The 26,266-nt window shown below is 49.0% G+C and carries 25 protein-coding genes and 5 tRNA genes; 9 read left to right on the top strand and 21 right to left on the bottom strand.

Translation table 11 applies throughout. From position 1 onward, the window contains the following. Window position 1: 1 nt before the first annotated feature. From ACI1P2_RS02150 to ACI1P2_RS02140, 3 genes are all read right to left on the bottom strand, one after another. Window positions 2-742, bottom strand: coding sequence for a type II secretion system F family protein (locus ACI1P2_RS02150; protein ID WP_355316885.1), 741 nt, complete (start codon window positions 740-742; stop codon window positions 2-4). A gap of 193 nt (window positions 743-935) precedes the next feature. Next, entirely contained in the window at window positions 936-2,207 is a 1,272-nt protein-coding gene (locus ACI1P2_RS02145; protein ID WP_355316410.1) for a CpaF family protein, read from the bottom strand. 10 nt (window positions 2,208-2,217) lie between these two features. Further along, window positions 2,218-3,360: a P-loop NTPase family protein gene (locus ACI1P2_RS02140; protein ID WP_355316408.1), complete on the bottom strand. Its 1,143-nt coding sequence runs from the start codon at window positions 3,358-3,360 to the stop codon at window positions 2,218-2,220. 255 nt (window positions 3,361-3,615) lie between these two features. Between ACI1P2_RS02140 and ACI1P2_RS02135 the strand changes: the two genes are divergently transcribed. Together ACI1P2_RS02135 and ACI1P2_RS02130 are read left to right on the top strand one after the other, a co-directional pair. Beyond that, complete coding sequence (locus ACI1P2_RS02135; protein ID WP_355316406.1) at window positions 3,616-4,368, top strand: DUF3153 domain-containing protein; 753 nt, start codon at window positions 3,616-3,618, stop codon at window positions 4,366-4,368. A 94-nt stretch (window positions 4,369-4,462) separates the two neighbouring features. Then, window positions 4,463-5,308: a thermonuclease family protein gene (locus tag ACI1P2_RS02130; RefSeq protein WP_355316883.1), complete on the top strand. Its 846-nt coding sequence runs from the start codon at window positions 4,463-4,465 to the stop codon at window positions 5,306-5,308. 147 nt (window positions 5,309-5,455) lie between these two features. Here the strand turns inward: ACI1P2_RS02130 and ACI1P2_RS02125 are convergent, their stop codons facing one another. The 5 genes from ACI1P2_RS02125 to ACI1P2_RS02105 all read right to left on the bottom strand — a co-directional run bounded on the left by ACI1P2_RS02125 (window position 5,456) and on the right by ACI1P2_RS02105 (window position 13,511). Further along, window positions 5,456-11,284 carry an Ig-like domain-containing protein gene (locus ACI1P2_RS02125; protein ID WP_408976112.1) on the bottom strand — a complete coding sequence of 1,943 codons (5,829 nt, stop codon included), beginning with the start codon at window positions 11,282-11,284 and terminating at the stop codon, window positions 5,456-5,458. A gap of 467 nt (window positions 11,285-11,751) precedes the next feature. Next, window positions 11,752-12,177 (bottom strand): thiol-disulfide oxidoreductase DCC family protein, encoded by a 426-nt coding sequence (locus ACI1P2_RS02120; RefSeq protein WP_355316881.1) that lies wholly within the window; start codon window positions 12,175-12,177, stop codon window positions 11,752-11,754. A gap of 152 nt (window positions 12,178-12,329) precedes the next feature. Then, window positions 12,330-12,641, bottom strand: a complete 312-nt coding sequence (locus tag ACI1P2_RS02115; RefSeq protein WP_355316402.1) for a hypothetical protein — start codon at window positions 12,639-12,641, stop codon at window positions 12,330-12,332. Window positions 12,642-12,862: 221 nt separating this feature from the next. Continuing rightward, window positions 12,863-13,285, bottom strand: a complete 423-nt coding sequence (locus tag ACI1P2_RS02110; RefSeq protein ID WP_355316400.1) for an organic hydroperoxide resistance protein — start codon at window positions 13,283-13,285, stop codon at window positions 12,863-12,865. A gap of 143 nt (window positions 13,286-13,428) precedes the next feature. Further along, window positions 13,429-13,511 (bottom strand) — tRNA-Leu (locus ACI1P2_RS02105). Between the two features lie 268 nt (window positions 13,512-13,779). On the opposite strand from ACI1P2_RS02105, the gene ACI1P2_RS02100 reads away from it, so the two are divergent. Beyond that, window positions 13,780-14,370, top strand: a complete 591-nt coding sequence (locus ACI1P2_RS02100; protein ID WP_355316398.1) for an urease accessory protein UreF — start codon at window positions 13,780-13,782, stop codon at window positions 14,368-14,370. 93 nt (window positions 14,371-14,463) lie between these two features. Here ACI1P2_RS02100 and ACI1P2_RS02095 read toward each other — a convergent pair whose 3' ends face one another. Beyond that, entirely contained in the window at window positions 14,464-14,805 is a 342-nt protein-coding gene (locus tag ACI1P2_RS02095; protein WP_355316396.1) for a helix-turn-helix domain-containing protein, read from the bottom strand. A 174-nt stretch (window positions 14,806-14,979) separates the two neighbouring features. On the opposite strand from ACI1P2_RS02095, the gene ACI1P2_RS02090 reads away from it, so the two are divergent. Then, window positions 14,980-15,186 (top strand): XRE family transcriptional regulator, encoded by a 207-nt coding sequence (locus tag ACI1P2_RS02090; protein ID WP_355316394.1) that lies wholly within the window; start codon window positions 14,980-14,982, stop codon window positions 15,184-15,186. A gap of 54 nt (window positions 15,187-15,240) precedes the next feature. Continuing rightward, complete coding sequence (locus ACI1P2_RS02085) at window positions 15,241-15,876, top strand: PAS domain-containing protein (protein WP_355316393.1); 636 nt, start codon at window positions 15,241-15,243, stop codon at window positions 15,874-15,876. Between the two features lie 53 nt (window positions 15,877-15,929). Here the strand turns inward: ACI1P2_RS02085 and ACI1P2_RS02080 are convergent, their stop codons facing one another. The 5 genes from ACI1P2_RS02080 to ACI1P2_RS02060 all read right to left on the bottom strand — a co-directional run bounded on the left by ACI1P2_RS02080 (window position 15,930) and on the right by ACI1P2_RS02060 (window position 17,420). Further along, window positions 15,930-16,295: a helix-turn-helix domain-containing protein gene (locus ACI1P2_RS02080; RefSeq protein ID WP_355316391.1), complete on the bottom strand. Its 366-nt coding sequence runs from the start codon at window positions 16,293-16,295 to the stop codon at window positions 15,930-15,932. A 128-nt stretch (window positions 16,296-16,423) separates the two neighbouring features. Further along, entirely contained in the window at window positions 16,424-16,738 is a 315-nt protein-coding gene (locus tag ACI1P2_RS02075; protein ID WP_355316390.1) for a MarR family winged helix-turn-helix transcriptional regulator, read from the bottom strand. Between the two features lie 31 nt (window positions 16,739-16,769). Then, complete coding sequence (locus ACI1P2_RS02070) at window positions 16,770-16,928, bottom strand: hypothetical protein (RefSeq protein ID WP_355316388.1); 159 nt, start codon at window positions 16,926-16,928, stop codon at window positions 16,770-16,772. A gap of 219 nt (window positions 16,929-17,147) precedes the next feature. Continuing rightward, window positions 17,148-17,230 (bottom strand) — tRNA-Leu (locus ACI1P2_RS02065). 118 nt (window positions 17,231-17,348) lie between these two features. Continuing rightward, window positions 17,349-17,420: transfer RNA gene (locus ACI1P2_RS02060), tRNA-Glu, on the bottom strand. Window positions 17,421-17,622: 202 nt separating this feature from the next. Between ACI1P2_RS02060 and ACI1P2_RS02055 the strand changes: the two genes are divergently transcribed. After that, entirely contained in the window at window positions 17,623-18,411 is a 789-nt protein-coding gene (locus ACI1P2_RS02055) for a DeoR/GlpR family DNA-binding transcription regulator (RefSeq protein WP_355316386.1), read from the top strand. After that, window positions 18,408-19,286 (top strand): Cof-type HAD-IIB family hydrolase, encoded by an 879-nt coding sequence (locus tag ACI1P2_RS02050; RefSeq protein ID WP_355316384.1) that lies wholly within the window; start codon window positions 18,408-18,410, stop codon window positions 19,284-19,286. Before ACI1P2_RS02055 ends, ACI1P2_RS02050 begins: the two co-directional genes overlap by 4 nt. Window positions 19,287-19,581: 295 nt before the next feature. Here ACI1P2_RS02050 and ACI1P2_RS02045 read toward each other — a convergent pair whose 3' ends face one another. From ACI1P2_RS02045 to ACI1P2_RS02030, 4 genes are all read right to left on the bottom strand, one after another. Beyond that, window positions 19,582-20,541: a glycoside hydrolase family 43 protein gene (locus ACI1P2_RS02045; RefSeq protein WP_355316383.1), complete on the bottom strand. Its 960-nt coding sequence runs from the start codon at window positions 20,539-20,541 to the stop codon at window positions 19,582-19,584. A gap of 33 nt (window positions 20,542-20,574) precedes the next feature. Beyond that, on the bottom strand, window positions 20,575-21,465 hold the full coding sequence (locus ACI1P2_RS02040) for a carbohydrate ABC transporter permease (protein ID WP_355316382.1): 891 nt from the start codon (window positions 21,463-21,465) through the stop codon (window positions 20,575-20,577). After that, window positions 21,465-22,361, bottom strand: a complete 897-nt coding sequence (locus ACI1P2_RS02035) for a carbohydrate ABC transporter permease (protein WP_355316380.1) — start codon at window positions 22,359-22,361, stop codon at window positions 21,465-21,467. The genes ACI1P2_RS02040 and ACI1P2_RS02035 overlap by 1 nt, the downstream gene beginning before the upstream one ends. Before the next feature lie 65 nt (window positions 22,362-22,426). Beyond that, the gene (locus ACI1P2_RS02030; RefSeq protein WP_355316379.1) at window positions 22,427-23,767 is read right to left on the bottom strand and encodes an ABC transporter substrate-binding protein; all 1,341 of its coding nucleotides are present in this window, start codon (window positions 23,765-23,767) and stop codon (window positions 22,427-22,429) included. Window positions 23,768-24,102: 335 nt separating this feature from the next. Between ACI1P2_RS02030 and ACI1P2_RS02025 the strand changes: the two genes are divergently transcribed. Continuing rightward, complete coding sequence (locus ACI1P2_RS02025; RefSeq protein WP_355316377.1) at window positions 24,103-25,059, top strand: ArsR/SmtB family transcription factor; 957 nt, start codon at window positions 24,103-24,105, stop codon at window positions 25,057-25,059. A gap of 176 nt (window positions 25,060-25,235) precedes the next feature. Here the strand turns inward: ACI1P2_RS02025 and ACI1P2_RS02020 are convergent. The 3 genes from ACI1P2_RS02020 to ACI1P2_RS02010 all read right to left on the bottom strand — a co-directional run bounded on the left by ACI1P2_RS02020 (window position 25,236) and on the right by ACI1P2_RS02010 (window position 25,915). Then, window positions 25,236-25,323 (bottom strand) — tRNA-Ser (locus tag ACI1P2_RS02020). A gap of 4 nt (window positions 25,324-25,327) precedes the next feature. Beyond that, window positions 25,328-25,403, bottom strand: a tRNA-Asn gene (locus ACI1P2_RS02015). Window positions 25,404-25,435: 32 nt separating this feature from the next. Further along, a complete protein-coding gene (locus ACI1P2_RS02010) occupies window positions 25,436-25,915 on the bottom strand; it encodes a SprT family protein (protein ID WP_355316376.1) in 480 nt (159 codons plus the stop codon). 171 nt (window positions 25,916-26,086) lie between these two features. Between ACI1P2_RS02010 and cmpA the strand changes: the two genes are divergently transcribed. Continuing rightward, a complete protein-coding gene (gene cmpA, locus ACI1P2_RS02005; protein ID WP_355316879.1) occupies window positions 26,087-26,233 on the top strand; it encodes a cortex morphogenetic protein CmpA in 147 nt (48 codons plus the stop codon). Window positions 26,234-26,266: the final 33 nt, after the last annotated feature.

Genomic DNA, 26,266 nt, shown 5'->3' with positions numbered 1-26,266 from the left:
CCTACACGTTGATTTTCATGATTTTGTTGATCCACAGGAGACAGCAGCCCAGCAAGAGCAGACATCCTGTTGAAATCAATCTTCCGGTGCCGGTATAAAGAGGCGTCATATAATCCGCCGCTGAAATATTCATGAACAGCACGAATAAAAAGGGTGCGGCAAACATGACCCTTGCCTCAAAACGCTTCTGCGCCACCATTACACTGATTTCTTGCTGGATGTCCATTTTCTCGCCAATTACAGCAGAGGATCTTCGCACGACTTCAACAAGATCGCCGCCTGTACGCTTACAAGTCGCAAAGACGTCGGAAAAATTGACGATATCCTCCAGCTCCGCCCGCCGGGCAAAATCCTGCAGCGCCTCCTCTACCGGCTGGCCGTATTCCATCTTGGCGCTGATGATGCTGAACTCCCGGATTAGATCATGATCTCCGTCAGGACTAAGCAGCTTCATATCCGCCACCGCCTCGCGAAAACCGTTCTCTACGGATTTTCCTGCCGCCAGGGAAGAAGAAAGCGAATAAAGCGCCTGTTTAAATTGCATGCTTAAAGCAGTCCTCCGCCGCCCCAGCAAAAACTTGCTGTAATACCGGGGAATCAGCAATCCGGCCAGCGATGTCATACCTGCGATCACCCAATGGTGATAGAAAAGAAAACCGACACCGTAAAACACCAATCCGCTCAGTATGATACAGACCAATCTCTGACCTGCCGATAAACGGTACACAGTATAGTCCTGCATCTGCCCCACGGCCCCTCCCGTCGCAGACGGGCCATGATGCGATCCCCGCTTTGCCGGGCGAATGGATATTCGTGGACGAATACGGGAATCCGGTTTCTTATTAACCTTGTTATGGGCTGTTCCTCCTGGCGATCTTGACCTGATTTCCGTCCTTGGAACGGATTGCGGTTGCTCCTCCGGGCGAAGCTTTATTTTATCCTTCCGTCCTTTGTTCATTGTCTTCACCTCCTTCAGCCCACGAGAACAGTTCGTGCTTTATACCGGCCATCCGCAGCTTTTCCTGCTGCTGCAAACCTGATCCGGTTCGCTCCAGACTGCCCTCAATACGCCCCTCCCTTTCGGCATATTCTTTGAAACGAAACAGCGGATTTAGAACGACCTCGCCATTCTGATATCCGATCACCTCGCTGATCTCCAGCACACGCCGGGACCGGTCGCGCAGTCTGGACAAATGAACAAAAATATCGATGGCCGAGCTGATCTGCTGGCGCACGACGCCGAGTGGAAGCTCCGCACCGCTGAGCACCATCGTTTCCAGCCTGCTCACCATATCCGTAATGCTATTTGCGTGCCCTGTCGATAACGAGCCCTCGTGTCCTGTGTTCATAGCCTGCAGCATATCAAGAGCCTCGCCGCCTCTCACCTCCCCCACGATTATCCGGTTTGGTCTCATCCGCAGGGCGGAGCGAATCAGATCACGAATGGATACCTCTCCCTTCCCTTCGGTATTGGGATTTCTCGTTTCCAGCGACACCAGGTTAGGAACGGTCGTAATTTGCAGCTCTGCCGAATCCTCAATCGTGATGACACGCTCCGATGCCGGAATGAAATGGGACAATGCGTTCAGGAAGGTGGTCTTCCCCGACCCCGTACCGCCGCTTATAAAAATGTTGTATTTGCTCCGCACAAGCTGCTGCAGCAGTTCGGCCGCTTCTGCACTTAGGGCATCCTTTCGGATCAGATCTTCCATCGTCAGCGGCGCGGCCGGGAATTTGCGGATCGTCATGGTAGGCCCTTTAAGCGCAATGGGCGGCAGCACAATATTCACCCTTGAACCGTCCTTCAAGCGCGCGTCCACGATAGGGGAAGCTTCGTTCACAATCCGGTTCACGCCGGCGACGATCATCTGGATAATATCCTCCAGCCGCTCACGGGTCTCAAAAGCGACAGGCAGGCGTATGACCTCCCCTTCCCGTTCCACAAACAGCTCCGTATGGCTGTTGATCATAATTTCGCTGATGCCCGGGTCGTCCACCAAGGGTTGCAGAACGTCCAGTCCCCGGAATGAATCAAAGATCCGGCGGACAAGGGCATACCTTTCGCGTGAGGTTAATTCGGCAAGCCTCGTATCATACAGCACCCTGTTTTCGATTTGCCGGGTCAGTTCCTCATTCGTAACAGAGGAAGTAAGATCAAGCCCCGCCCGAATCTCCTGCCGCAGCTCCTGAAATATTCCGTTCTCCATTCAGTCCTCCCTATGTACGGATAGGTTCCACCAGCGCCACGGCAGCTTCGTTCAGCAGTTCCCTGCACAGCTTGCGAATCTCGCGCTGATAGATGGGTGAGCTCAGCATCAGTTCCTCCCGGTCCATCTGCTTCCAGGAAGGAATGTACGGCAGCACACCATGCAGAACCATTCCTTCAGCCGGCAACTCGTTGACCTGCTGACCGGCATATTTGTTCAGTACAAACAAGGTCTTATCCATCAGCGTTTCGTAAGCATCTTTATACAAAATCCGGAGCTCATTCAGCCGCAGCCCGCACTTATGCATACTGATCACATCGTCGGCCAGCAGCCAGACCAGCCGGCTGCTGGCCTGCAAGACAGCCTCCGTGCGGGCATTTAACCCGGCGTCGGCATCCGCGACAATTACATCATATTGACCGGAAGCTGAAAGCAAATGGATCAGCTCGCAGGTCTCCATACAGGTCATCTCAGCGATTTCCTTGCGGTTTGCCAACGGCTGAAATATGTCGGCCTTAAAATCATGCTGCCGCATGCTGTAGGCCGCGACAGACTCAATAGGATTCGTCCCCCTCGTCTTCATGTCATAAAGCAGGCGCGAAAGTCCTGTTATGCCTTCAGCCGACGGTGTGAATAGTGAACTGGAGTCTGCCGTTTCCAGATTCAAATAGAACACGGAATAACCCGCACTGCCCAGCTGCTTGGCCATATTAAGGGCCGCCGTCGTTTTGCCTGTGCCGCCGGATGCGGAGACAAAACCCACCACCATCGTCTCCTCCCGGCTGCTTATGCGCAGCTCCCCATCCGTCTGCCGTCTGCATTCATCCCATATGCCTGCCAGCATTTGGGGAATAGGCTGATATTTCCGCAGCGGGATCATGCCGCTCTCCGAACGCCCGTCTTCACTCAACTGGAAACAGGTTACGGATGTTTCTGCATGCTCCGGCCAGCTTTCAAAAAACGCCGCTTCCCCCACCACCGCATCCGGCCGTTTTCCGTCAACCGACTCCCGCATATATTGGCAAAAGGCGTCCGGCTGCGAAAATGCAGTCATCCGGATTCGTCCCGCATATTCGCTCCCATGTAAATAATCCAGCAAGGGTTCAATATACTCCTTGCTTTGCACAGCCAAAACCACCCTCAAACCATTCATAGCCTCTCCCCCTTTCTGTCCAGAAACGCAAAAAAGCACCGTTCATCAGCCGCTGCAATGCGGTTGGTGAACGGTGCTTCCGTCACGTCCTATATTTTTATCGATAGAATATCACAGTCCCGTGATCCAGGCAAGCTGTTTCTGCAAAATAATGCAGGTGCAAAAGTTTGAGCAGGCTGTATTCGTTTTAGCGCCTATATTTAGTACAATGATGAAAGACCAAGATGAACCGGCAGCAGGAAAGGGGAAGTCAGGATGAGCTTATATATCAGCCGTTGCGGTCGGCTAATCGTCGCAGCAGCATTATTGCTGCTTCTCTGTTCATGCGCCAAAGGAGACGCGCAAGCGACAGTACATATAGACCGAAGCATCGATTTGGATGTGGAAGTCAGTGTTAGCGAAAATGCATTAAGCTCGTTATATCTGCAGAACGCTTTAGAGGATTACAAGCAGCCTCTGGAACAATACGGTATACAGATTGAACCGCTTCAGGAAAGCGGGCGGGAAGGCTTTCAGCTGCATCATACTTTTACGGCCGCTCAGTCGGACGGACGTACGGACCCGGAAGAAGCGCTGCAGAGGCTGTCGCAGCAGCTGCCCAAGGGGATGACACTGTCCTCTGCGGTGAAGAAGCACTTTTTTACCACTGATTATCAACTGCAGTTGACCGCCGATTTTCTGCAAATGCTTCCCGACGGCGATCAATCGTTGGCCGATAAGCTGGAGAGCATGAACTTTATTGCCAAAAAGCTGCTGTCCCGGCAGCTGGATTTCAGCTTCGACCTGACGCTCCCCATTCGTCCGCTGTCTCATAATGCAGATCGGGTGACGGATGACGGTAAAACCCTGACCTGGGACATCTCTCCGCTGAGCGAGAATCGGCTGGAACTGGCCGTCCGTGTGCCGAATCTGGGACGGATTGCCGCAGTGACTGCGGCTGTACTGCTGGCCGTAATTGCCTTTGTCCTGTTCATCGTGCGACGGAGAAAGAAACGCTCAAAGGGCTAACCTGACCGGGTAGCCCCGATTGCTGCCGGCTCAATCTTAAATCAGCTTACAGACAGGAGAACCAATGAACACAAAGAACTTTTTTCATCCACACATGCCAAAACTGATTTCAATTATTGCAGCACTGCTCTTGATCCTGCTGATCGCAGGCTGCGGCGCCGCTCCCCTGGTCCAGGTAAACGGGACATCCACAGACACTGTTCAAAACACTGACCAGAATACTGTCCAGGAATCACAGGAATCCGCCAAAACAGAATTTCCCCGTGTAAAGGTCAAGCTGGACAGAGCCGTCGATGGCGATACGTTGAAAGTGATCTATGACGGCAAAAAGGAATCGGTGAGAATGCTGCTGATCGATACACCGGAGACGTCGCACCCCCGTTTGGGAGTGCAGCCCTTTGGCCCGGAAGCAAAAGCTTACACCAAACAGCTTCTGGAGCAGGCGAAAACGATTGAGCTGGAATTTGATGTCGGGCCACAGCGGGACAAGTACGGGCGTTTGCTGGCATACGTATATGCTGACGGTGTCATGGTGCAGGAAACGCTGCTGAAAGAAGGCTTGGCCCGTGTCGCCTATATCTATCCGCCGAATGTGCGTTATGTCGATCCATTTGAAGAGCTTCAGAAGGCCAGCATGAAGCAGGCAATCGGCATCTGGAGTGTCGAGAATTACGCGCAGGAGGACGGCTTTCACCCGGATGAAATGAAAAATGGCACAGTAATTACTGACGGGAGCAAAAAAGGCGCCGACACAGCAGCACAAACAAACACAAAAACGTCTCCTCCCGCTGCGTCGTGCGCCATCAAGGGCAATATCAACTCCAAAGGGGATAAAATTTACCATACCCCGGAGTCCCCCTCTTATGAGCGCACCAAGCCGGAGCAATGGTTCTGTACCGTTGCGGAAGCAGAGAAAGCCGGCTTCCGCGCTCCAAAGTAATAAAACGGGGTGTCCCAAAAAAAAGACCCTTCACTTCAGCAATCAATCACTAACTCCCTGTGGGCAAAAAAAGGTCGAGAACAGGAGCAATCTCCTTGTTCTCGACCTTTTGTTTTTCATGCCATCGTATACCAAACTGTCGGATTTTCACTCCAGAAATCGGTGTGTAACAGCCGCGATTTCTGCACGCGTGGCTGTTGCCTTAGGCAGGAATTTGTTATCCGGATAACCCTGCAGCCATTTCATCTCGTTGGCCTTCACCACGTAAGGGATCGCCCAAGCGGAGATGTCCTCTGCATCCGCAAAAGCCTTATCCCCGGACGTGTTCTCCTTGACTGCAGCTTCACCTTCATGGAAAGACTGAGCCCTGACGATCATGGCCGCAATTTCCTCGCGCCTGATCGTTCCGTTCGGATTGAACCGGTTCGTTCCCGTGCCCTGGATAATGCCGGATTCATACAAAGCCCCAATGCTGTCCGCATACCAGCTATCGATGCTTACATCAGAGAACATATGATTCGTGGACGAAGAATCCAGATCAAGCGCTTTGACCAAAATCGCCGCAAATTCAGCCCTCGTTACTTCCTGGTCAGGAACGAAGCTGCTTTTTGTCACGCCGTTGATGATCTGGCGCATTCCGAGCCATTCAATATCCGCCCTTGCCCAATGATTCAGTGTGTCTGCAAACGTTTGGGTGTACGCCATGACGGCATATTGTGAAAACTGCCCCGTCGCTACCGTATACTTAATTTTCCCGTCGCCTGTTATATCGCCCCCTGCATACTTCCAACTCTCTGTCGCCGGGTTGTAATAATAGACTGCCACTTTATTCGGATCTGTGTCTGCCTGATCATAAGCGAACGTAATAACAACCGGTTTGCCAAAGGCATGAACCTGATTGCCGTCAACGTTGATTTTAAAATCGTACAGACCCGACACCGGCACCAAGGAATCTGATTGAACAGATGGTCTCTGCCCAGTGATAAAATTAAGACTGACAGCATGTGCCGATGAATCCGGTTCAAGCACTCCGCTCGGGATGGTAATATCGCCCAGTGCGGATTTCAGTGTCAAATCTTTGCCTGATAAGAAAAACTCCCTGGAAATATCGACGGTCAATCCCGTGTACGCCTGCTCACTATCGGCCACCTCGTATACGATGGCGTTTCCGCTATTCGCTTGCTTGCTAATCTCGTCCCAGTTCAATGTGAGGTGCAGAATGCCGTCTTTCATCGATGAATCGGATTCCGGCTTAGCAGGCTGAGTCACCTTTGTACCTCCACCGCTGCCGCTGCCGCCATTGCTTCCACCGCCGTTTCCACCACCGCCACCGCTGCTGCCGCCTCCTGAATTGCCGGAAGTTCTTCTTGCAATCGTCACATTGTACGTTTTCGACGGTGCCCCATCCAATGCTTCAACAACGACCTTAACCTGATTTTGGCCGACTTTAAGAGCAATTGGCCCGCTCTCTTGTCCATTTGCTACGGGGACATCATTAACGGTAATAACAGTGGAGTCAGCGTCATAAACGCTGGCTGTGACCGTAACATTCGTTACCCCATTTGCAACACTGGACGAATAAGAGGTGACTGACGGATCAAATGCCGGACTTAATGTGCCGTTTGACAGTGTCAAACCTGTAAGTTCCACCTTACCAGGCACAGGAGCGTCAGCGTCTTTTCTCGTGACAACCACATTGTAATCCTGAGTAACTGTCCCGTTCGTTACAACGACTTCAATCGCATTTCTTCCTACCTCAAGATCAATTGGCTCACTCTCAGCCCCGTTGGGAACCGTGATGCCATTCACCGTAATTACAGTGACGCTGTCTGTCACATTGTGATATACGCTGTCTGTTACATTGTTGTAGACGCTGGCTGTCACGCTGTTCTTAACGCTGGCCGTCACGGTAATATTCTTGACTTCATATGGCACAACAGCAGTATAGCTTGTAATTTCCGGAGCAAACGCAGGGCTCAGTTTTCCCTTGGACAGCGATAAACTGCTCAGGATTACGCTATCAGTCCCTACATGAACCCGCACGGTTGCCGGGTCGGTAGTGACTATCCCATCTGTCACGACATATTCAAACGAATCGGTGCCAGTGAAATCCTGCTCAGGAGTATAGACAAACATGCCTTCGCTTTCATCTGTAATCGCAACCTTACCGTGAGACGGATCGCTCGATATGATAAACTGCAGCGGGTCAAGATCGGGATCTTCCCCCTGAAGCTGTCCATAAACAGCTTGTCCAACCGTGGTAGTCAGCGAAAGATCGGCTACCTGAGGCGCTTCGTTGGTGAGCAAAAACTCGCTTTCATCCAGTGCGACATCCGTTAAACGAATTTCGGAAATGGAACCGTTAAAACCGTTCATCCAGTCAGAGCCATACAGGGTCGTACCGACGATCCACGGCGCAAACTTGCCATCCGCCATTGCAGTGGCAATGCCTTTGGCATCTTCCGCCACAGTAACCTGAGGAGACCCGTCAATGTACATTGTCGTCGTTTCCGCATCATTTACAAGAGCAATGTGCATCCAGTTGGTTGTGGTAATTTCCGGAGATTGAGCTATCTTGACGTTGTCCTGATCTGTCGGATAAGCAGACCATTGCAGCTCCTTCAGATTAGTCAAATTCAAACCGGCAATCGCGCGCTGAGGATCGTCTTCCGTTTTGCCGCCTGCTGCTCCTGTCACTCCCCGGCTGAGCAGTCCCGCATTGCCATGCTTGTCCGCATCAAATTGCGACGGGATCTTCACAATCGCTTCGATGGTATAACCCTCTTCGAAGGTCATGGCGTTCACCGGCGCATCGTCAACAGTCCGGAAATAAGAAATTTCATCCGCCTGATGATCATTGGACATGCGGAGGCTGCCCGCACTGCGGCTGTATGGAGCACGGTCGCTGTCCCAGCCGATTTCAACATCCGGTGAGTCCTCACTGCCCGCATCAACACGGAACATATCGTTGCCATTACCCGTCAAGTCCTTTACATCATAGGTTCCGTCTCCGGAATCCTGGAACTTCCAGTAAGAAACGATATGGTCCTTCAAATTGGTGACATTGATGCTGACCGTCGCCGTCTCCGATTCCAGTGCACCGTCAGAGGCTTTAAATGTAAAAGAGTCCCTGCCGGTAAAATCGGCATCCGGTACATATTCAAATGTTCCCTGATGCTCATCGGTAAGCGTCAGCGTACCGTGGCTCGGCTGGGTCACCGTGTAAGTCAGCTTGTCCCCGTTATTATCTATGGCAGTCAGCTTTTTGCTCAGCTTCCCGTTGATGTTGACCTGGTAAGAACTGTTTGTTGCTTCCGGCGCTATATTCGGCACTATCTCGATATTGACGGTAGCTGTGTTGGAATCCACTTTACCGTCATTTGCTTTAAACGTGAATGTGTCGCTCCCGTAAGCGTTCCTCTTCGGGGTATAGGTGAACGTTCCATCGGAAGCCATCTTCACTTCGCCTTTCGCCGGAGCCTGGACAACACTGTAGGTCAGCAGGTCCAGATCGGCGTCATTTGCCTGTACCGCTCCATTAACCGGCGTGTTCATCTTCGTGGTCAGGGACAAATTACCGCTTACCGGCGCATTGTTGGTATGAAGCAGCATTTCATTCAGACTGAGCGCATGGTCCGTAATCCGCACCTCGCTAATCCAGCCGTTAAAGCTGTTTTCAGGTTTGCCGATCAGCCACGGTGTAAATTTCCCGTCCTGTCTCGCCACCTGAATTCCGAGCGGGTTGCCAGTTACGGTCCGCAGCTGGTGGGCTCCGTCAACGTACAGGTCGGTTGTTTTGCCGTCATTGACAGCAGCGACATGAATCCATTGGCCGAGCGCATTTTCACCGGACCATGCAGTCGAATAGGAATCGCCCTTCCCGTTGTCGTATGTCTCCCACTGAAATTCCTTCAGGTTGGACACGGCCAGCCGCGCCACATCATCTGTCGGCCATTGACCGGTATTATATGGCGTCCCGTCATTGCCCTTCGGGCGATTCATAATATTCATCCACCCGTTTTTCTCTTGTGTAAAATCATCATTGATTTTCACAAAGGCTTCGATCGTGTAGCCGTTCGGGAATGTCTCCCCATTCAGCGGCGCAAAGTCTTCCGTTCTGAAATAGGTCGATTCCGTTGCCTCGACCCGCGAATGATGCATCTCTATGCTGCCCTTGCTTAAAGAAAGAGGGGAAGTATCGTCCGACCAGCGGGCGTAAATATCGGGATTGTCCTCATCATTGCCGTCTGTGTCCACACGCACCAGATCGTTGCCATGCCCGGATTGATCGGCAACTTTGTCACCGCCATCCTCCGGCTCTGCAAACTGCCAATGCGCAATAACTCCCTCAACATCTAACGGAGTTTTCTTAGGAAAACGCTCCTTCAAATTCATGGGGACAACAAAGCGGTTTTTCTCGTCCGTCATTTCTTCCAGATCGAACTGGGTCCGTTCGCTGACAGGCACATGATGGATCACCCACGGAGAGAATGTTTTCGTGTAGATAGCATTATTCGTGAAGTCCAGCCGCATCTGGCGCATGAAGCCGTCGCCGCCGTTGTAATAGCCTTGATAATCGGAAACGATCATCAGCACATCATTGCCTTTATCATTTTTCTTGACCATATTGGCGGCACCATGGAAATGGCCGTTCAGTGTCAGGAAAATTTGATCATTCTTCGTGATCAGCTTGTCCCAGAGGCGATTACCGTACTCGGTCATGATCGCTGTTTTGAAATCGTCGCCGATATTGATCAGCTCATGGGTTGTCAGGATGACCGGATTGTCCGGATGCTCGTCAATCACGCTTTGCGCCCAGTTCAGCGTAGCGTCCGATACGCGCCAGTCCAGGGCCAATACGGTAAACGTACGTCCGGCCGCCTCGAAGGTAGAGTACGATGAAAAACCGGTCGGATCCGTTCCCCCGAAGCCCGGGTTATTTGCCAACCGGTCAGCCGGAGACAAGTACTTCAGAAAATTTTCGTCGGAGCGGTTATCATCATACTGTGATTCATTGATATCGTGGTTCCCCGGTAAATAACTGTGGGGAAGCTTGGCGTCAGTTAGCTTGTCCATCGCCGTCACGGCATTTTGCCATTCGTAGTCCTCGTCTCTGCGGTCCACAATGTCGCCAAGATGCATCGTGAAGTCGATGCTCTCTTGTTCACTGTTATCGGCAACCCATTGAGTTTGCGCCGCAAAAACCTCAGGGCTGTAACGGGAATACATTTGCGTATCCGGAATAACGGCCAGCGTAACCGTATCTCCTCCGCCTACCGGCATTGCAGAACCGCCGTCAAGCACCTTTACACTGACCTTATAAGACACCTCTTCATAAACAAGGGTAATGGTAGCGGTTCCGGTGTTCACGCTTCTCGCCAGGCCGGAACCATCCACAGTGACAACAGACGTGTCGGAAGTGGAAATTTCCGTCTGTCCCGTTATATCCTTTTTTGTTCCGTCGCTTCTATTCTGTGTTAGCTTCAATTGCTGTGTCTGATCCGGACCCGTGAACGTAATTGCTGTCTTATCCAGCGTTATCGTTTCTTTGCCGGGTTCAGCAATAAATTCAATTGCGCTGGGTCTTACCAGACCCCAGTCATAATACGTATCAAGATCGGCCGTAATTCTCACCTTTTGCCGCAGATTTTCCGGGTGCGAATTTAATCCGAAGGCGCTGCGGTACGGCTCCGGCAATTCAGAGGGCAGAAGCTTGCCCGGGTCGCGCTCAACCGGACTGTCTGCAATAACAAAATTGCCATCATCGTTAAACGGTCTTTCCAGGTCATAAGCGTTGACCGCTGTAATGTGGCCAACAATATAGCCTTCCACGGTTACCGAATTGCGGGGGCCGTCGCTTTTAGCCGCAATTGCTTCGGCGACAGTAAGCGCATCGGCTGCTGAAGCCTGATAGGGAATGCCTGACATAAGAAGCGCTGCAATTAATAAAATCGAAACTATTGCTTTCCATCGCATTTTAATGTTTGCAAGTTTTTGTTCCAACAGCAATTCACTCCCTCTTCTCTTCAAATAATCCGTCTCTCCCGTGTTAGAGCTCTCTCCTTTTCTTTAATTTCTATATCAGGTTGACAAAATCACCATCATACTAACAACCGGCCATAAAGCCCGTCAATCCAATATGAAGATATTTAATGATGCGTTTACAAGAAAAACATTTTCATCGATTTCAGTCCAAAATATCGGTATTTATTTTTAAAAATACAGATAACAAAATTTTACCTTGTTCTAATCTTAGGAAAATAATGGTCCCAGAAAATAGCGATCAGTGATCTAAAGCAAAAAATGACGCATTTCGACAAATCATGATCGCAAATTGAAGATTGGATAGCGGGGAGCTTATTTCGATGAAACTGCAGAACCGCGCCTCCGTAACGACGGCAGCCGCGGTGTTCAGATTTGAGAATGTGAGAAGGGGGATACAGCTATAGAAACCTTTCCCTTACCTCCGGTGAAGGAATCTGACATTGGGCACCGTCGCCGTCATCCTTGCCGAACCAGCGGTATCGGTTGCGGGCGATGTAGTTATATATAGCATCCCTTATGGGACGGGGAATGACGATAAACAGATAAGCAAAGGGATACGGAAAGCGTAAATGCCTGGCAATCCGAAGCACTGCCGCAGATTTGGTGTAATATCTTCCATCTTCAATCAACACAACTGTATCAATACGGTCTGGCGGCAGATTTCCCGCCTTCAGCAGCCTTTTTCCTTCCTCAGACTGAAGTGAACCAAAATGGTGCCTGCCCTTCGGGTCACGCTTGAGGATGAATTTGACGGCTCCCTGACAAAAATGGCATACACCGTCCACCAGGACTATGGGATGCCCCTTGTGCTTTTCATTGAGCATGGCGACAACAACTTCTCTTTCCGTCAACAGAAGCACCTCCTCTAACATAGATACCCTTATTCAGGCATCTTTGTTCCGTTATGCACACAAAAAAGCGCCGGAATTTTACGAATCCGCCGCTTATCCATGTCGCTCCGAGTGCAGAACCCCGCTTACTCGGTCGCTGCCTTCTCCAGCCAATTATTTTCCTGCAGCTGCTGCTCCAGGTCACTTGTATACTGTTCAATACACTTGCAAATATAATCCTTACGGCACACAGGGCAAGGAGTTTTTTGCAGGCGGCTGATGCTCGTCATTGTCCATTCCGGATACCGTTGATAGAATACACGGCACTCCGTGCCGTCAGCCAAATACATCGTAAATTCGTATAATCCTTCTTTTTCATTGCTGCTGGCTTTTTTAATGTTCACAATATTCGGTCTGTAAGAAGACATAACATCACCTGTATTTTCAAATTTGTTCATACCTTGTCGAATCCAGCCGAATTTCGGTTCTGAATCACCTAAGTATATTAAAGAATTTTCAGTTTCATGTCAAATGGACTGCATTGTTACACACTGATCAGCCACCGCTTGTTAAATTATGTATAATAAACGAAAAGCTGCCGGAGAGACCGGCAGCCAGTATGGGAACATACAATTCCCGGTGCATACTTGTTGCTTCCAGACGATTAGCCGTATATTCATCAAGAAATTACTTTTAACTGCACATCGATATTGCCGCGTGTGGCTTTGGAATAAGGGCAAAATTCATGTGCCTGCTTGGCCAGTTCCTCGGCCTGGGAACGGTCGATTCCCGGCATTTTCACATCCAGCCGCACCGCCAGCTTGAAGCCATCGTCCTGCACGTCCTTCCCGATGGAGACATGGCTAGTCACTTCAACATCCTGCAGCTTGACTCCCGCTTTACGGGCCACGTTGGCGAGTGCGCTTTCGTAGCAGGCGCCGTAGCCTGCCGCAAATAACTGTTCAGGATTGGTGCCGCTGCCTCCTGAGCCTCCGAGCTCTTTGGGCATACTTAAATCATGCTTCAGCACCCCGTCGGAAGAAGCGACCGATCCCGTTCTTCCTCCATGCACAGTTGCTGTTGCCGTATATAATGCTTCCATCTTCATCTCTCCTTTTCCCCTATTATTTTTAACCTCTCCTTCTATCCTTAAACCTTGTATTAAAATTGAAACTCGAAAACAAATGCCATATACCTGCCCAAACAAAAAAAGCCCTGTAATTATACAGGACTCTTCTTCGTAAATGCGGTAGAGAGGACTCGAACCTCCACGGGCATACGCCCACTACCCCCTCAAGATAGCGTGTCTGCCATTCCACCACTACCGCTCATTTAAGGCAACAGATTTATTATACTCTCTGTAGCCTCAATTGTAAAGGCAAAATCAACAAAAAACAAAATTATCAATTTCGCGTCATTTTATATTACATAAACAATTTTAATCAAGTGAAATTTCAGTAAATCAATTGACAATCCACAGTGATAAATGTAAAAATGTATTACATAAACGGAGTTATTAGCCCGAATAAAAGAATCAATGTCAATAAAAATAACACATAAATCTTGTTGAGTAATGTTTTAAGGAGGCGGACCATAATGAGCAAGAGCAGTCGAATGCTCCATTATGCGTATGTACTGGATCCCAGTTTACCCGTCGGCAGCTTCCCTTTTGTTTCCGAATTAAAACACCACATCGCCGAGGGAAGCATAACAGCACTGGAAGATGTCGAAGCATACATGAAATGTTACATGCACAGCCAACTGGTCAGCACAGACGGAATGGCTATAAAGGGCATTTATGCCGCCTCCAGGCAATACGACGGCTGGCGGATTGCGCTGATCGATAAAATACTTCACGCTCAGCGCACGCCCCATGATCAGTTAAGCAATGCCCGCATATCAGGCCAGCGATTGCTCAAGCTCAGCAAAGCACTGTATCCATGGATCGACTTCAAGTATCTGGAGAACATACTGCAGCGGTACAATGCTGTAGGCACACTGCCTACAATGCATGCCTGGATCAATTTCCAATTAGGTGTGGAAATGGAGCAGGCGGTCAACGGTTATTTAAACGCAGCCGTTAACGCCTGTGTCGAAGAAGCCGCCAAACAGCTGAACGAAACGAATACCTCCAAAAACCAGGTGCTCGAAAGAATCATGAAGGATATGCTGCCTACACATCCGTGATCCCCAAATTTATATATACCCCTCATACAAAAAAACACTCCTCTCGCTGTGTTCCCCTGCGATGGAGTGTTTTTTCGTGCCCTTGTAGCAAATTCAGGATTCAGAATTGTCCTTTTGATGCCGGTATGACACAAACTCAATGTATTCCTTAATAAACCACTGCTCGTCCTTCGACAGCTCCCTGCTTTTGCTGTAGATATACGCAGGTAAGGATTCCGAAGCCTCTTCCGGTGTGCCTTTCCCCAAGACGAGCCAATCAAGACTGACATCAAAAAAAGCGGCGATTTCAATCAATTTGCTGGTTCCCGGTTTGGATTTCCCCCTTTTCCAGTCTCCCAGATTCCCCGTGCTAATAGCTAGCTGCTTGCAAAAAGCTTTTTTCGTCATTCCCTTGCGCTGGATCAGCATCTCAATGCGTTCATAAATGGATTGCATATGCACCCGCCTTCCTAAAAAAACTTCAAGCAAGACGACGTACGTAAGTGATTATAGATTGTAAAATGACGTAAATAAGTATATAATGGATTCAGATGATTTATTATAGCATGTTTCACCATGAATTACACCATAGGTAGCTAGAATTGGAAAATCGGTTAGGGGTGAAACTTCTTGAATAAAAAAAAGCCGATCACTCCATTCGGGTGGGCAATTAAACAGAGACTTACCGAGCTGCAATTGGATCAGAAAAGCTTTTGCGAGCTGCACGGAATCCCTCCGTCACGCCTGTCCAATCTGATTCACGGCACACGGAAAGCCGCCCGCTACAGACAGCTGGTTGCCAAACTCCTTGATATACATCTGAATGAAGAAAAATAATATGCAACCAATAAGCTGCTCAAAAATGCGTGCATCAGCAAGGGAGTGAAATCATTGTCCAAAACAAGATCCATCCATCTGATCGAAGCAGCCAATTCACTGCCCGCCCAAATCGTTGTAATCGATCGCAACGGCACCATTCACGCGGTTAACCAAGCCTGGGAGCAGGCCGGCATCGATAAAGGCACTCCTGCCGGCTATACCTGGCCCGGGACCTCCTACTTCGATATTTTGCCGTGGTTCTGCAGTGACGACAGCCTGGAAGCCGTTCAGACCCTGTATAAGGGGCTGATTAGTGTGCTCAAGGGAGATATCCCTCAATACAGCTGCGAATTCCATTGCAGGCATTCAACCGGGGAGCAGTGGTTTTTATTGCAGGCCGCTCCGGTTATGCAGCCGGAAAATAAGGAAATCGAGGGGATTGTCATTTCCAATACGGATATCACCCGCTTCAAACCGCAGGAAACAAGGCTCGTTCAAGCGATGAACCAGATCAGGACCATTCACGGCATGCTGCCGATCTGTGCCGTATGCAAGGATATCAGGAACAAAGAGAATGAATGGCAGTCAGTCGAGTCCTATCTGGAGAAACACACTCATGCCGAGTTTACACATGATATCTGCCCTGAATGCATTCGCAAGCTGTATCCCGAGTATTCAGCCAAACTGGATCTGAATCACGACAATTGACAGCAGTTCAAAAAGGCTTGCCGGCGATTATCTGCGGCAGGCCTTTTTGAATATCAGTCTGTTTCTTTTTTCTTCTTTTTCCGGTAAGCAGTAAATTCGATATAGTCGCGTATGAATACCTTTTCCTGCTCTGTAAGTTGATCAATTTGGCAATTCAATTGCCCCAAATCGTCAAAAAAATAAGACTCTTGCTTTTCGTTTACCATTTCACGCTTCGGAGTACGGCCCATCATGAGCCAGTCCAAGCTTATGTCGAAAAAGGTGGCAATTTCAATCAGCTTGTTGGTGCCAGGGGTTGTTTTGCCCCTTTTCCAGTCACCGAAATTGCCGGTACTGATCCCCAGCTGCTGGCAAAATGCCTTTTTCGTCATTCCCTTTTCAGCGATAAGCGCCTCAATCCGTTGATAAATCGATTGCATATGATTCCACCCTTCCATCCTAACTTTGCTTAAGATGCTGTTTAAAACCGGATATGTATACTCATAATATTATAACATACGACAAGGCAAGACCGTCCATATTCAATAATGAACGGTCTTTTTTCAACCTATTTTACTTCATCCACATGATCCAGCTTGAGCAGAATCGTTTTCAGTTCATTCAGACAACTGCACATTTGTACCAGATCCTTCTCCGGCAGTCCGGACAGCCTTTCTCTAATATCGAGCATCAATCGCTCACCTATTTCTCGAACCAGTTCATCCCCCTGCCGGGTTATTTCGACCTCCACCACCCGCCTGTCCGTCTCGCTTGGCTTCCTGGAAACCAACTCATACTTTACCAGCTTATCGAGCAACGGGGTCATATTGGGCCGCGAAATATTTAGCTGTTTGGAAAGCTCCGACACTGTCGAATGACGCATTTCGTGCATAAGAAACAACACATGGTAGTTACTATTCGATAGCGGAAGCGATGAGTTGGGAACCGGAGCCCCTTTCATCAACTTTTTTCTTATTAAAGGAAAAAGTCCCAACAGTCCTTCTGATATATCCTCCAGAAGATGGGATTTCATACCATTCACCATCATTTCTTAAAATTTCTTCCATATCCAATGAATCTTATTGTCCATATTATAACATCCGCTTGTCTGATTATACTCTTTGTTTCGATTTTTTGTAAACGGAATTTAACTCCTCTGAATTTTACACAAAATTTGTAAAGCAAAAAAATTCATCTCTATTACATTAGACTTAAAACAATTGAAAAAGTCGCTAAAATGAAAAAAATCCGATACAATCGCAAACGATTGCACCGGATTCCTTGCGTTGTTATGCGGTAGAGAGGACTCGAACCTCCACGGGCGTACGCCCACTACCCCCTCAAGATAGCGTGTCTGCCATTCCACCACTACCGCACATTAATGACCCGTAGGGGATACTCGCGCTGCACTCGAGACTGCGATGTATTCCTGACGAAGCTTATGCTCCGACGAACCCAGTGGGTTCTCATCCCTGGAGCTTTAAAGAAAGCTATGACCCGTAGGGGATTCGAACCCCTGTTACCTCCGTGAAAGGGAGGTGTCTTAACCCCTTGACCAACGGGCCATATTAGTTTGCCGTTATCGTGACGACAAGATAGAGTATATCAAATAGAATCCGGAGTGACAAGCATTATTTTAATTTTTTTTAGAATTAAATAGTTTCATGCAATTGCAAGTCAGAATGCATTGTAATTTCACTTATAATCACTTAAAATGAATTAAAATCACTTATATAAATTAAGCATTCATCTGTCAGGAGGTATCGAATGTACCAAGAAGAACGGATGCAGCTCATTTTGGATCATCTTCAGGCCAAGAAGCGGATTTCCATTGAAGAGATTTGCTCTCTGTTCGATGTTTCCCGTGATACCGCACGCAGGGATCTCGTCAAGCTGGACGAACAGGGGTCCATTATCCGCACCCGCGGCGGCGCCCTCCTGCCGAATCCGCTGCAGGACAAGATCGGAAACTACAAAGAACGGCTCATGAAGGTGTCTGAAGAGAAAAAGTTCATCGGCCGCGTGGCGGCACATTATATTCGTGATGGAGAGCACGTCATCCTCGACTCCTCCACTACGGTGCATGCATGCGCCGAATTCATTGATCAGCAAAGCTGCTTTATTATCACCAACTCCATTAACCAGGCGGATGTCTTATCAGACAAAAAAGGGGTATCGATCCACCTGCTTGGCGGTCAATTGGAAAAGGAGCACAGATATGTGTACGGATCAGCCGTCATTTCCACACTGTCCAACTATTTTGTTGATAAAGCATTTATCGGCGTGGGCGGCGTATCTGCGAGCGGCTTTACCTCCGTTCACGATGAGGAAGGTCTGCTGAAGCATCAAATGATGAAGCAGGCGCGCCAGGTGTTTGTGCTGGCCGACCATTCAAAGTTCGGCAAGGACTGTCCATTCCGTTTTGCCGAGCTCTCTGAAGTCGATTTCATCGTGACCGACCGCCTGCCTGAACCTGACATGCTGGAAATGCTGCAGCGACATGGAATAGAGGTCCTTATTCCTGATTTTAAAGACGAAGAGGAGCTGGAAGTATGAAATTAATTGCCGTGGATTTAGACGGAACCCTGTTGAATGCGGACAGCCGCATCAGTGAAGTGAATGCCTCGGCCGTCCGCAAGGCGCAGGAAAGCGGAATTACGGTGGCGATCGCCACCGGCCGTGCGGTATATGATGTACAGGAAAAGCTGAAGGAAGCCGGACTGAACACTCCTATTATCTCCGCGAACGGCGCAGCCGTTCACGACGATCAGAAGCGTCTCCTCGCCTCCTATCCGATGGACCGCAGTCAGGCTTTCTCCGTCCTGGCTTGGCTTGAGGAAAACGAATTTTATTACGAGGTCATGACCGACCAGGCCATCTATTCACCGCAGAAAGGGCATCAAATTTTAACGATTGAAATGGACCGGATACTAAGCGCCAATCCTGATCTCACCTTGAGGGAGCTTATTTATGCTACTGAAAAGCAATACACGCAGGCCGGTATTATACGGATCGCTTCTTATGAGCACATTCCGCAAGAGGCTGTAATCCATAACATTCTCGCGTTCTCTTTGGATGACCACAAACTTGAAAAAGGACGCAGCCGCTTCCGCAACGATTCCTCATTGACCATGGTCGTGTCCTCGGACCATAACTTTGAAGTGGAGGATACCCGGGCATCCAAAGGCAACGCCCTCTCCTATCTGGCCAGCCATTTGGGCATTCCCATGGAAGAGACGGTCGCCATAGGTGACAGCTACAATGATATTTCCATGCTGACATCCGCTGGCAAGGGCATTGCCATGGGCAATGCGCATAACGAGATTAAAGCCCTCTGTGAGGAAGTGACTCTGACCAACATAGAGAACGGAGTTGCCTATGCCATTGAACGCCTGCTGAAAGAGGCCTGCCCTTCCCCGTCGAATTCCTAATCTGTGAGGAAGCACCTAAATAGGTCAACCAGGAACTTCTGGTTGACCTATTTTGTAGGTGCTTTAAGATGATGCGTAGGCCAATACAGGGGCAGCATACACGAAGCTATGAGGTAAGTAGGGTGATGCACACAGCAGCGGAGAGAACGAAGCAATTCCGGAAAAGCGGCAGCGTTCGCCTTTGACCCCGAATTTCTTCCTCATAAAAATATTTCATTGAAATTCGGGGTCAACAGCGATGGGAGGAATGCTTCGTTCTCGGAGCGTCTCACAACAACCGAAAGGAGCGCCCTGGTCAGCCTCCATCACGAACGGGAACCCCAAAGTTGGGTGTTCCGTCCTCTTTCCAATGAAAGACCTGCGCCCGGGTATGACGGTTCGGATCGTACAGCGGGTCCCCGCTAATTTCTTTATAATTCCGCGCATGATAGATGAGCACATCCTCCCCCTCTTCATTTACGGTAAAGCTATTATGCCCCGGTCCGTACTGCCCTGTCTCTTCGCTCGTCCGGAAGACCGGCTCAGGCTCCTTGACCCAGGAGGCGGCATCCAGCAAATCGGCATGTTCATCCGCCCACAGCAAACCCATGCAGTAGTTGAAGTCGGTGGCGCTGGCCGAAAATGTAATGAAAATACGCCCGTTCCGCTTCAGCACAGCCGGCCCTTCATTCACGCTGAAGCCAATCACCTCCCAGTCATGCTCAGGCGTGGCAATCATCGTCTGCGGTCCGGTCAAAGTCCAGGCGTTGCTCATTTCTGATATGTATAGATTCGAATTGCCCGGAATGTCCGGGTCCTTCTGCGCCCACACATAATACCTGACCCCCCGACGCTCGAAGGTTGTGGCATCCAGGGCGAAGGATTCCCAGGCCGTCTTGACCTGCCCCTTCTCGGTCCACTCTCCCTCCAGCGGATTCGCGGATTCATTTTCCAGCACATACATCCGGTGATCGAATAAGCCATCCTTGGTTTCCGCCGTGCGGGCAGCGGCGAAATAGATATACCACCTCCCGTCGATAAAATGGATTTCCGGAGCCCAAATATTCGCGCTGAGCGGTCCTGTATCATATTTGCGCCAGGCCACAACCGGTTCGGCCACACTTAAACCTTCAATGGTGTCGGCACGCCGCACCTCAATCCTGTCGTACTCCGGCACGGAGGCCGTGAAATAGTAATATCCGTCCGTATGTTTGTACACCCACGGGTCCGCGCGCTCCTCTATCAGCGGATTGCGATACTTTTTGACCGTTTTCATATTCATAACCCCTTCCTAAAAAATATCCGCCCACTAACCTTTCACAGCTCCAGCTGTCATCCCGTCGATAAAGTATTTCTGGAAAGCCACGAATAATATAAAAATCGGAATGATGGAGAAAAACGAGCCCACGATTAGCAGATCATAGTTGTTCCCGTATGGGGTCAGCAGCGTTTTCAACCCGATCGGCAGCGTGTATTTGCTTTCATCGCTCAGAACCATGAACGGCCACAGAAAGTTGTTCCAGCTGTTCATCCCGTTCAGAATGGCCATGGCCGCAAACGACGGCTTCATAATCGGCAGAATAAGACGGATATAAATGCCGTACTCGCTGGCTCCATCGACCCGGCCCGCAGCGATAATTTCCTTGGGCACTCCGCTCAGGTACTGCCGGAAGAAGAAAATAGTGGCCGCGCTCGCGATGCCCGGCAGAACAATGGCCGAATAGGTGTTCATCATGCCCAGATTGTTGATTAGCGTGTACAAGGGCAGCAGCAATATTTCAAACGGCACCATCATAATGAGCAGCACACAGATAAAGAGAAAATTTTTCCCCTTAAACTCATAAGCCGAGAAGCCGTAGGCCACCGTCGCGCTGACCAGCAGCGTCAGGACAACCTGCACAATCGTAAGCACAAGCGAATTAAAAAACCAGCTGAAATAAGCGTGATTGCCGGTAAACAGATAAATATAGTTGTCAAAGTTCATGACAGACAGGTCGAACCTTAAATTCAGTCCGTAGCGGATCAGCTCCTGGCCCGGCTTAAAGGAGGAAATGGCGATCGCATAAAACGGAAGCAAAATAAGGATACAGAGGGCCGTGAAAAAGACAAACAGAGCAATCTTCGCAAAAAGCCCCTTTCCCGTATTAAGCCCGCGCTCCCGGACAGCAGGATATGCATTTGGGGCAAGCTCCTTTTTCATTACCGATCCTCCTTTTTAAACAGGCCGGAAAACGCCAGCTGCGTCAAATTAATCAGCATCGTAATCGCCAGCAGCACAATCCCAACCGCCGCTGCGTAACCCAGATTGTTCTTCTCAATGCCCTGGCGGTACAGATAGCCGACGATGGTAAGACCGATATTCTTCGGCGAGTTGTTGCCGTTCCACAGCATCATGCTCTCAATGAACATGGCTAGCCCCGCATAAATACTGATCGTCACCACATAGATGGTCGTTGGCTTCAGCAAGGGCATCGTTATCATTCTGAATTTCTGAAAGGCGGAGGCTCCGTCGATCGAAGCAGCTTCATAATATTCATCAGGGATGTTTTTAAGACCTGACAGGAAATACAGCATGTTCACACCGGTCCATCTCCAGGCAGCCAGTGAGAGCAGCGCGATAAAACCGGTGACCTGGCCCTTCAAAAACTTGACGGGATCTATGCCAAACCAGCCCAAAATGCTGTTGATGAGCGAGCCTTCCATTTCCCCGAACATGAGACGAAAAATCGTCCCTGCCACCACCACGGAAGTCAGTGCCGGAAAGAAGAAGGAGGATTTAAAAAATTCTCTTCCCCACATAAATTTATTGTTGATCAGCACCGCGAACAGCATCGGGAAAGGAATCAGAATCACCAAAGTGAGCACCATGTAAACAGCACTGTTAATGACAGCCTTCAAGAAGATGCCGTCCCCCATCAGCTTGGTATAATTGTCCAGCCCCACCCAGCTTGCTTCCTGGCCGAGCGATATTTTTTGAAAGCTCATTTCAAAGGAGCTGAGCAGCGGATATACCCAGAAAACAGCGAAAACAATGACAAACGGCAGCACAAAGACGTAAGGAGCAACCTTTTGCGAATATAGGAAATTTTTAATCACATCTTCCACTCCTTTCTTTAAAATCGAGCTGCTCTATGCAGAGCAGCCCGCTTCTATCTCTCCGATTATTGCAATTCCTGTTCGATCTGCGCCTGTGCATCATTCAGCGCTTCCGTAATGTCCCTTCCGTCCTCAAAAATTTCGTTTAACGTTACCGTACAGAGCACATTACTGATAGTAGGACTTACAGAAGTAGATTTGATCAGTTGGATCTCATCCTTGATTTCATTTAGTACATCAAACGGATTGTTGACGAAATACTTCACAAACTCGTTGTCAGGATTATGGGTAACCTCCTTCATATTCCAGATGTCCATGTTAATCGGATCAAACCCGAGCGTATTCCAGATTTCAATATTCGCTTCCTTCGACAGTTTTGCGAATGCTACGAACTCCTTGGCTAACTGCACGTCCTTGGCCGTTTTGGTAACTACTGTGCCGGTTCCGCCTCCTCCCAGTGATCTGGGCATGCCCTCTTCCATGACGGGAAGTGGAGCCAGAGCAATTTTCCCTGCCAAATCCGGCATATAGTTCGTATAACGCGACATCATCCACAGCGGCATGAAAGCGGAGGCATAATTTCCGGAGTTAAACTCCCCATACGCTTCCTCCGTATCCGGCTGTCCGCCAGCAATCGTCGCAATGACATTGTTATCCTGCAAATCTTTTAAAACGGTAAGCCCCTTGATCATTTCCGGAGAATTCACCACAGGCTTGCCGTTGTCATCCGTAAAATCCGCCCCCTGCTGGGCCAGCATCATGGCGGACTGCCAAGTCGCGCTGGTGTCGGCTGTAGCCATATACTTGCCGGTCTTTTCATAAACCTGGATGCCAGCTTTCTTGAAATCGTCCCAGGTTTTGATTGTCGTGTAATCCACACCGGCTTCCTTGAGAACTTCCGTGTTATAGAAAGCCACTGTCGCACCTACGTGAGTCGAAGCTCCGTAAGTTACGCCATCCTTGCTGTACAGATCAATCTGTGACTTAACGATCGTATCCCGGTACGGATCAATGACATCGTTAAGCGACTCCAATTGGGGAGTTCCTTCCAGAAAATCAGGGAATTTGCCAATCTCAATATCGGCAATGTCAGGAGCACCGGTACCCGTTTGCAGGGCAATGGACAGCTTGTTATGCATGTCATCATACGGCATGACCGTTACGTTCAGCTTGATTTGACGGTCCGGGTTGGCTTCGTTCCACTTTGTCAGCATTTTTTCAAAATGCTTTCCATGCAGTTCAACAAAGGTCCAGAAAGAAAGTTCGGTTGCATTTTCGCCTGCACCGCCATCGAGCACTTCTGTTTCCCCTCCTGCGCCCTTATTGCTGGCGGATCCGCCACCACAGCCCCAAAGGAATAAAACCATCGAAATTACCGTGAGCATCAAAAACCATTTTTTCTTCATGATTGACCCTCCCTATGTAAAAACTCAATTGATTGTATCCGCTTACAGGAATAAAATAGCATAGAACTGAATCTGTTGTAAATATAAAAATATAAAATGGTTTATAAAAATATAAAATTATTATACTATTAACGTTGAAACCGTAAAAATAAGTCCCAAATAAACCGCTTTGTCGTGCTTTAGTTTTAAATTTATTTAAATGAAACATCCTTTTTTCGATTTTCACACCTATTTTTCCATCACTTTTCACAAAAACGGTATTGATTATTTGCTTTTCAGATGTTTAAGTTTATACTTATCTAAAATAAAAGTTTCGTGGGAGAGGGTACTGTACAATGATCTATATTAAGGACCTGATGAGCGGTATTGATATTTTCAAGGCGCTCAGTTCGGAAATTCGACTGCAGATTCTGGAACTGCTAGCCAGCAACCAAGAGCTGAATTTAAATGAAATCGCAAGAAGGCTCAACCTCAGCAACGGAGCCATTACGATGCATATCAAAAAATTGGAGGACAGCGGCCTTATTGAAATTAATACCTCCGTCGGCAAACACGGCATTCAAAAGGTCTGTTATTTAAACAAGGATAAGCTTATGGTCGATCTGCGCAGCAAGGACACCGACAATTTATATGAGGTGGAGATTCAGGTTGGCCATTACAGCAACTATCAAGCTTTTCCGACCTGCGGACTTGCAACCAAGGACAGTATTATCGGGGATTTTGACGACCCCCGTTATTTCGCTGATCCGGAGCGCATCAACTCAGGCATCATTTGGATGAGCGAGGGCTTTCTGGAGTACCGTATTCCCAACTATCTGAAGCCGTACCAGACCTTCCGTGAAATCCAGTTTTCTCTGGAGTTGGGCAGCGAGGCCCCCGGTTATTCCGATAATTATCCTTCAGACCTTTACTTTTATATTAATGGTAAGGAGATCGGTTATTGGACCAGTCCCGGGGATTTTGGGGATATGCGCGGCACCTTCAATCCGGATTGGTGGCCCCCACACCTGAATCAATACGGGATGCTGAAGCTGATCCGCATCAACAAGGATGGCAGCTTCATTGATGGCTGCCGAATTTCGGACGTGACTTTGCAGGACATCGGGCTGGATTATAAAAGTGAGCTTACCTTCCGGATTGCCGTTACCGACAAATCGGTGAATAAACGCGGAATGACGATTTACGGAAAAAATTTCGGCAACTATAATCAGGATTTATTGGCTCGTGTGCTGTACGATGAGCATGAGGCCGCGGAGATCCGAAGCACCCCCTTAACGGTGAACGCGGATTGATGCGGATAACAAAAAACCGTTCATTGGCGGAAGCCAATGAACGGTTTTTTTTCTAAATCAATACGGAGAGAGAGGGATACTCTCGCTTCGCTCGAGACTGCGATGCAATCCTAACGAAGCTTATGCTTCGACGAACCCAATTGGGTTCAAAGCCCTTGCGAAGATGTATTTCTAAACGGAGAGAGAGGGATTCGAACCCTCGCACCACTTACGCAGTCTAACCCCTTAGCAGAGGGTCCCCTTGAGCCACTTGGGTATCTCTCCATGCTGGCTCCCCGAACAGGACTCGAACCTGTGACAACTCGATTAACAGTCGAGTGCTCTACCGACTGAGCTATCAGGGAACGTTTTCATTTTTGTTATATCGTATAATTTATCATGATTGAGTTATAGCGTCAAGGCGGAGAAGCTGCAGTTGGCCCGAGCATTTGCCGCAGCGGTAACGTGAAGGATCCATTTTGCGTTTACGCAGGTATTCCTGGCCGCAGGAACGGCATAACAGCTTGTAGCGGAAAGGTGATTTCTTTGCTTTCTCCCTTCCCGGCAGCGCGCGGCAGTGTCTGCTCCCTCCTACCTTGGCAAGCAGCCGCTTGAAGTCCTCATCCCGGTGCTTATACCCTCGGCCGCCTAAATGAAGGTGATAATGGCACAGCTCATGCTTGATAATGCTCTCCACCTCGGCATGTCCGTAGGCAGTAAGCTGATGAGGATTAATCTCGATATCGTGGCTCTTCAGAAAATACCTGCCTCCCGTCGCGGTCAAACGGGAATTAAATACGGCCCGATGACGGAAAGGAATACCGAAATAATCAATGGATATACGTTCTACCCAGCTCTGAAGCTCTTCGTTGCTCATGGGCTGCATAACTTCCGGCCCACTCCTTTCCTTGTCATGTCCTCTCTGTCTTTTACTATGTTGAATCATAACCCTTCCCCACACGGTTCTGTCAAGCATGTCTTTCTGGAACATATCAAGGCAGTTGCCCATATGCTAACCATACATACGATCGAGTGGGAGGGGATTACGTTGCCTCAATGGCTCAGAAATCAGTTAATGCGTGCCTTCAACAAAAGAGACCGCAGTCAGATTCGCTTGTTGAACGACTGCTGGTTCTTCTACGTTAAAAATCCCGGTAAATCGCTGGAATCACGGAACGGCACAAAAATACAATAAGCCGGCGTTCCTAATGGACACACCGGCGATATG

Origin of the sequence: Paenibacillus jiangxiensis (assembly GCF_046098255.1) — a bacterium.
GTDB lineage: Bacteria > Bacillota > Bacilli > Paenibacillales > Paenibacillaceae > Paenibacillus > Paenibacillus jiagnxiensis.
This window is presented reverse-complemented; position numbering and strand designations above follow the sequence as displayed.

What these genes read in the sequence shown, in the direction of transcription:
- ACI1P2_RS02150 (WP_355316885.1), bottom strand. Translation starts at nt 742, where the DNA reads ATGCAGGACTATACTGTGTACCGTTTATCGGCAGGTCAGAGATTGGTC.
- ACI1P2_RS02145 (WP_355316410.1), bottom strand. Translation starts at nt 2,207, where the DNA reads ATGGAGAACGGAATATTTCAGGAGCTGCGGCAGGAGATTCGGGCGGGG.
- ACI1P2_RS02140 (WP_355316408.1), bottom strand. Translation starts at nt 3,360, where the DNA reads ATGAATGGTTTGAGGGTGGTTTTGGCTGTGCAAAGCAAGGAGTATATT.
- ACI1P2_RS02135 (WP_355316406.1), top strand. Translation starts at nt 3,616, where the DNA reads ATGAGCTTATATATCAGCCGTTGCGGTCGGCTAATCGTCGCAGCAGCA.
- ACI1P2_RS02130 (WP_355316883.1), top strand. Translation starts at nt 4,463, where the DNA reads ATGCCAAAACTGATTTCAATTATTGCAGCACTGCTCTTGATCCTGCTG.
- ACI1P2_RS02125 (WP_408976112.1), bottom strand. Translation starts at nt 11,284, where the DNA reads ATGCGATGGAAAGCAATAGTTTCGATTTTATTAATTGCAGCGCTTCTT.
- ACI1P2_RS02120 (WP_355316881.1), bottom strand. Translation starts at nt 12,177, where the DNA reads ATGCTCAATGAAAAGCACAAGGGGCATCCCATAGTCCTGGTGGACGGT.
- ACI1P2_RS02115 (WP_355316402.1), bottom strand. Translation starts at nt 12,641, where the DNA reads ATGAACAAATTTGAAAATACAGGTGATGTTATGTCTTCTTACAGACCG.
- ACI1P2_RS02110 (WP_355316400.1), bottom strand. Translation starts at nt 13,285, where the DNA reads ATGGAAGCATTATATACGGCAACAGCAACTGTGCATGGAGGAAGAACG.
- ACI1P2_RS02100 (WP_355316398.1), top strand. Translation starts at nt 13,780, where the DNA reads ATGAGCAAGAGCAGTCGAATGCTCCATTATGCGTATGTACTGGATCCC.
- ACI1P2_RS02095 (WP_355316396.1), bottom strand. Translation starts at nt 14,805, where the DNA reads ATGCAATCCATTTATGAACGCATTGAGATGCTGATCCAGCGCAAGGGA.
- ACI1P2_RS02080 (WP_355316391.1), bottom strand. Translation starts at nt 16,295, where the DNA reads ATGCAATCGATTTATCAACGGATTGAGGCGCTTATCGCTGAAAAGGGA.
- ACI1P2_RS02075 (WP_355316390.1), bottom strand. Translation starts at nt 16,738, where the DNA reads ATGCGTCATTCGACAGTGTCGGAGCTTTCCAAACAGCTAAATATTTCG.
- ACI1P2_RS02055 (WP_355316386.1), top strand. Translation starts at nt 17,623, where the DNA reads ATGTACCAAGAAGAACGGATGCAGCTCATTTTGGATCATCTTCAGGCC.
- ACI1P2_RS02050 (WP_355316384.1), top strand. Translation starts at nt 18,408, where the DNA reads ATGAAATTAATTGCCGTGGATTTAGACGGAACCCTGTTGAATGCGGAC.
- ACI1P2_RS02045 (WP_355316383.1), bottom strand. Translation starts at nt 20,541, where the DNA reads ATGAAAACGGTCAAAAAGTATCGCAATCCGCTGATAGAGGAGCGCGCG.
- ACI1P2_RS02040 (WP_355316382.1), bottom strand. Translation starts at nt 21,465, where the DNA reads ATGAAAAAGGAGCTTGCCCCAAATGCATATCCTGCTGTCCGGGAGCGC.
- ACI1P2_RS02030 (WP_355316379.1), bottom strand. Translation starts at nt 23,767, where the DNA reads ATGAAGAAAAAATGGTTTTTGATGCTCACGGTAATTTCGATGGTTTTA.
- ACI1P2_RS02025 (WP_355316377.1), top strand. Translation starts at nt 24,103, where the DNA reads ATGATCTATATTAAGGACCTGATGAGCGGTATTGATATTTTCAAGGCG.
- ACI1P2_RS02010 (WP_355316376.1), bottom strand. Translation starts at nt 25,915, where the DNA reads ATGAGCAACGAAGAGCTTCAGAGCTGGGTAGAACGTATATCCATTGAT.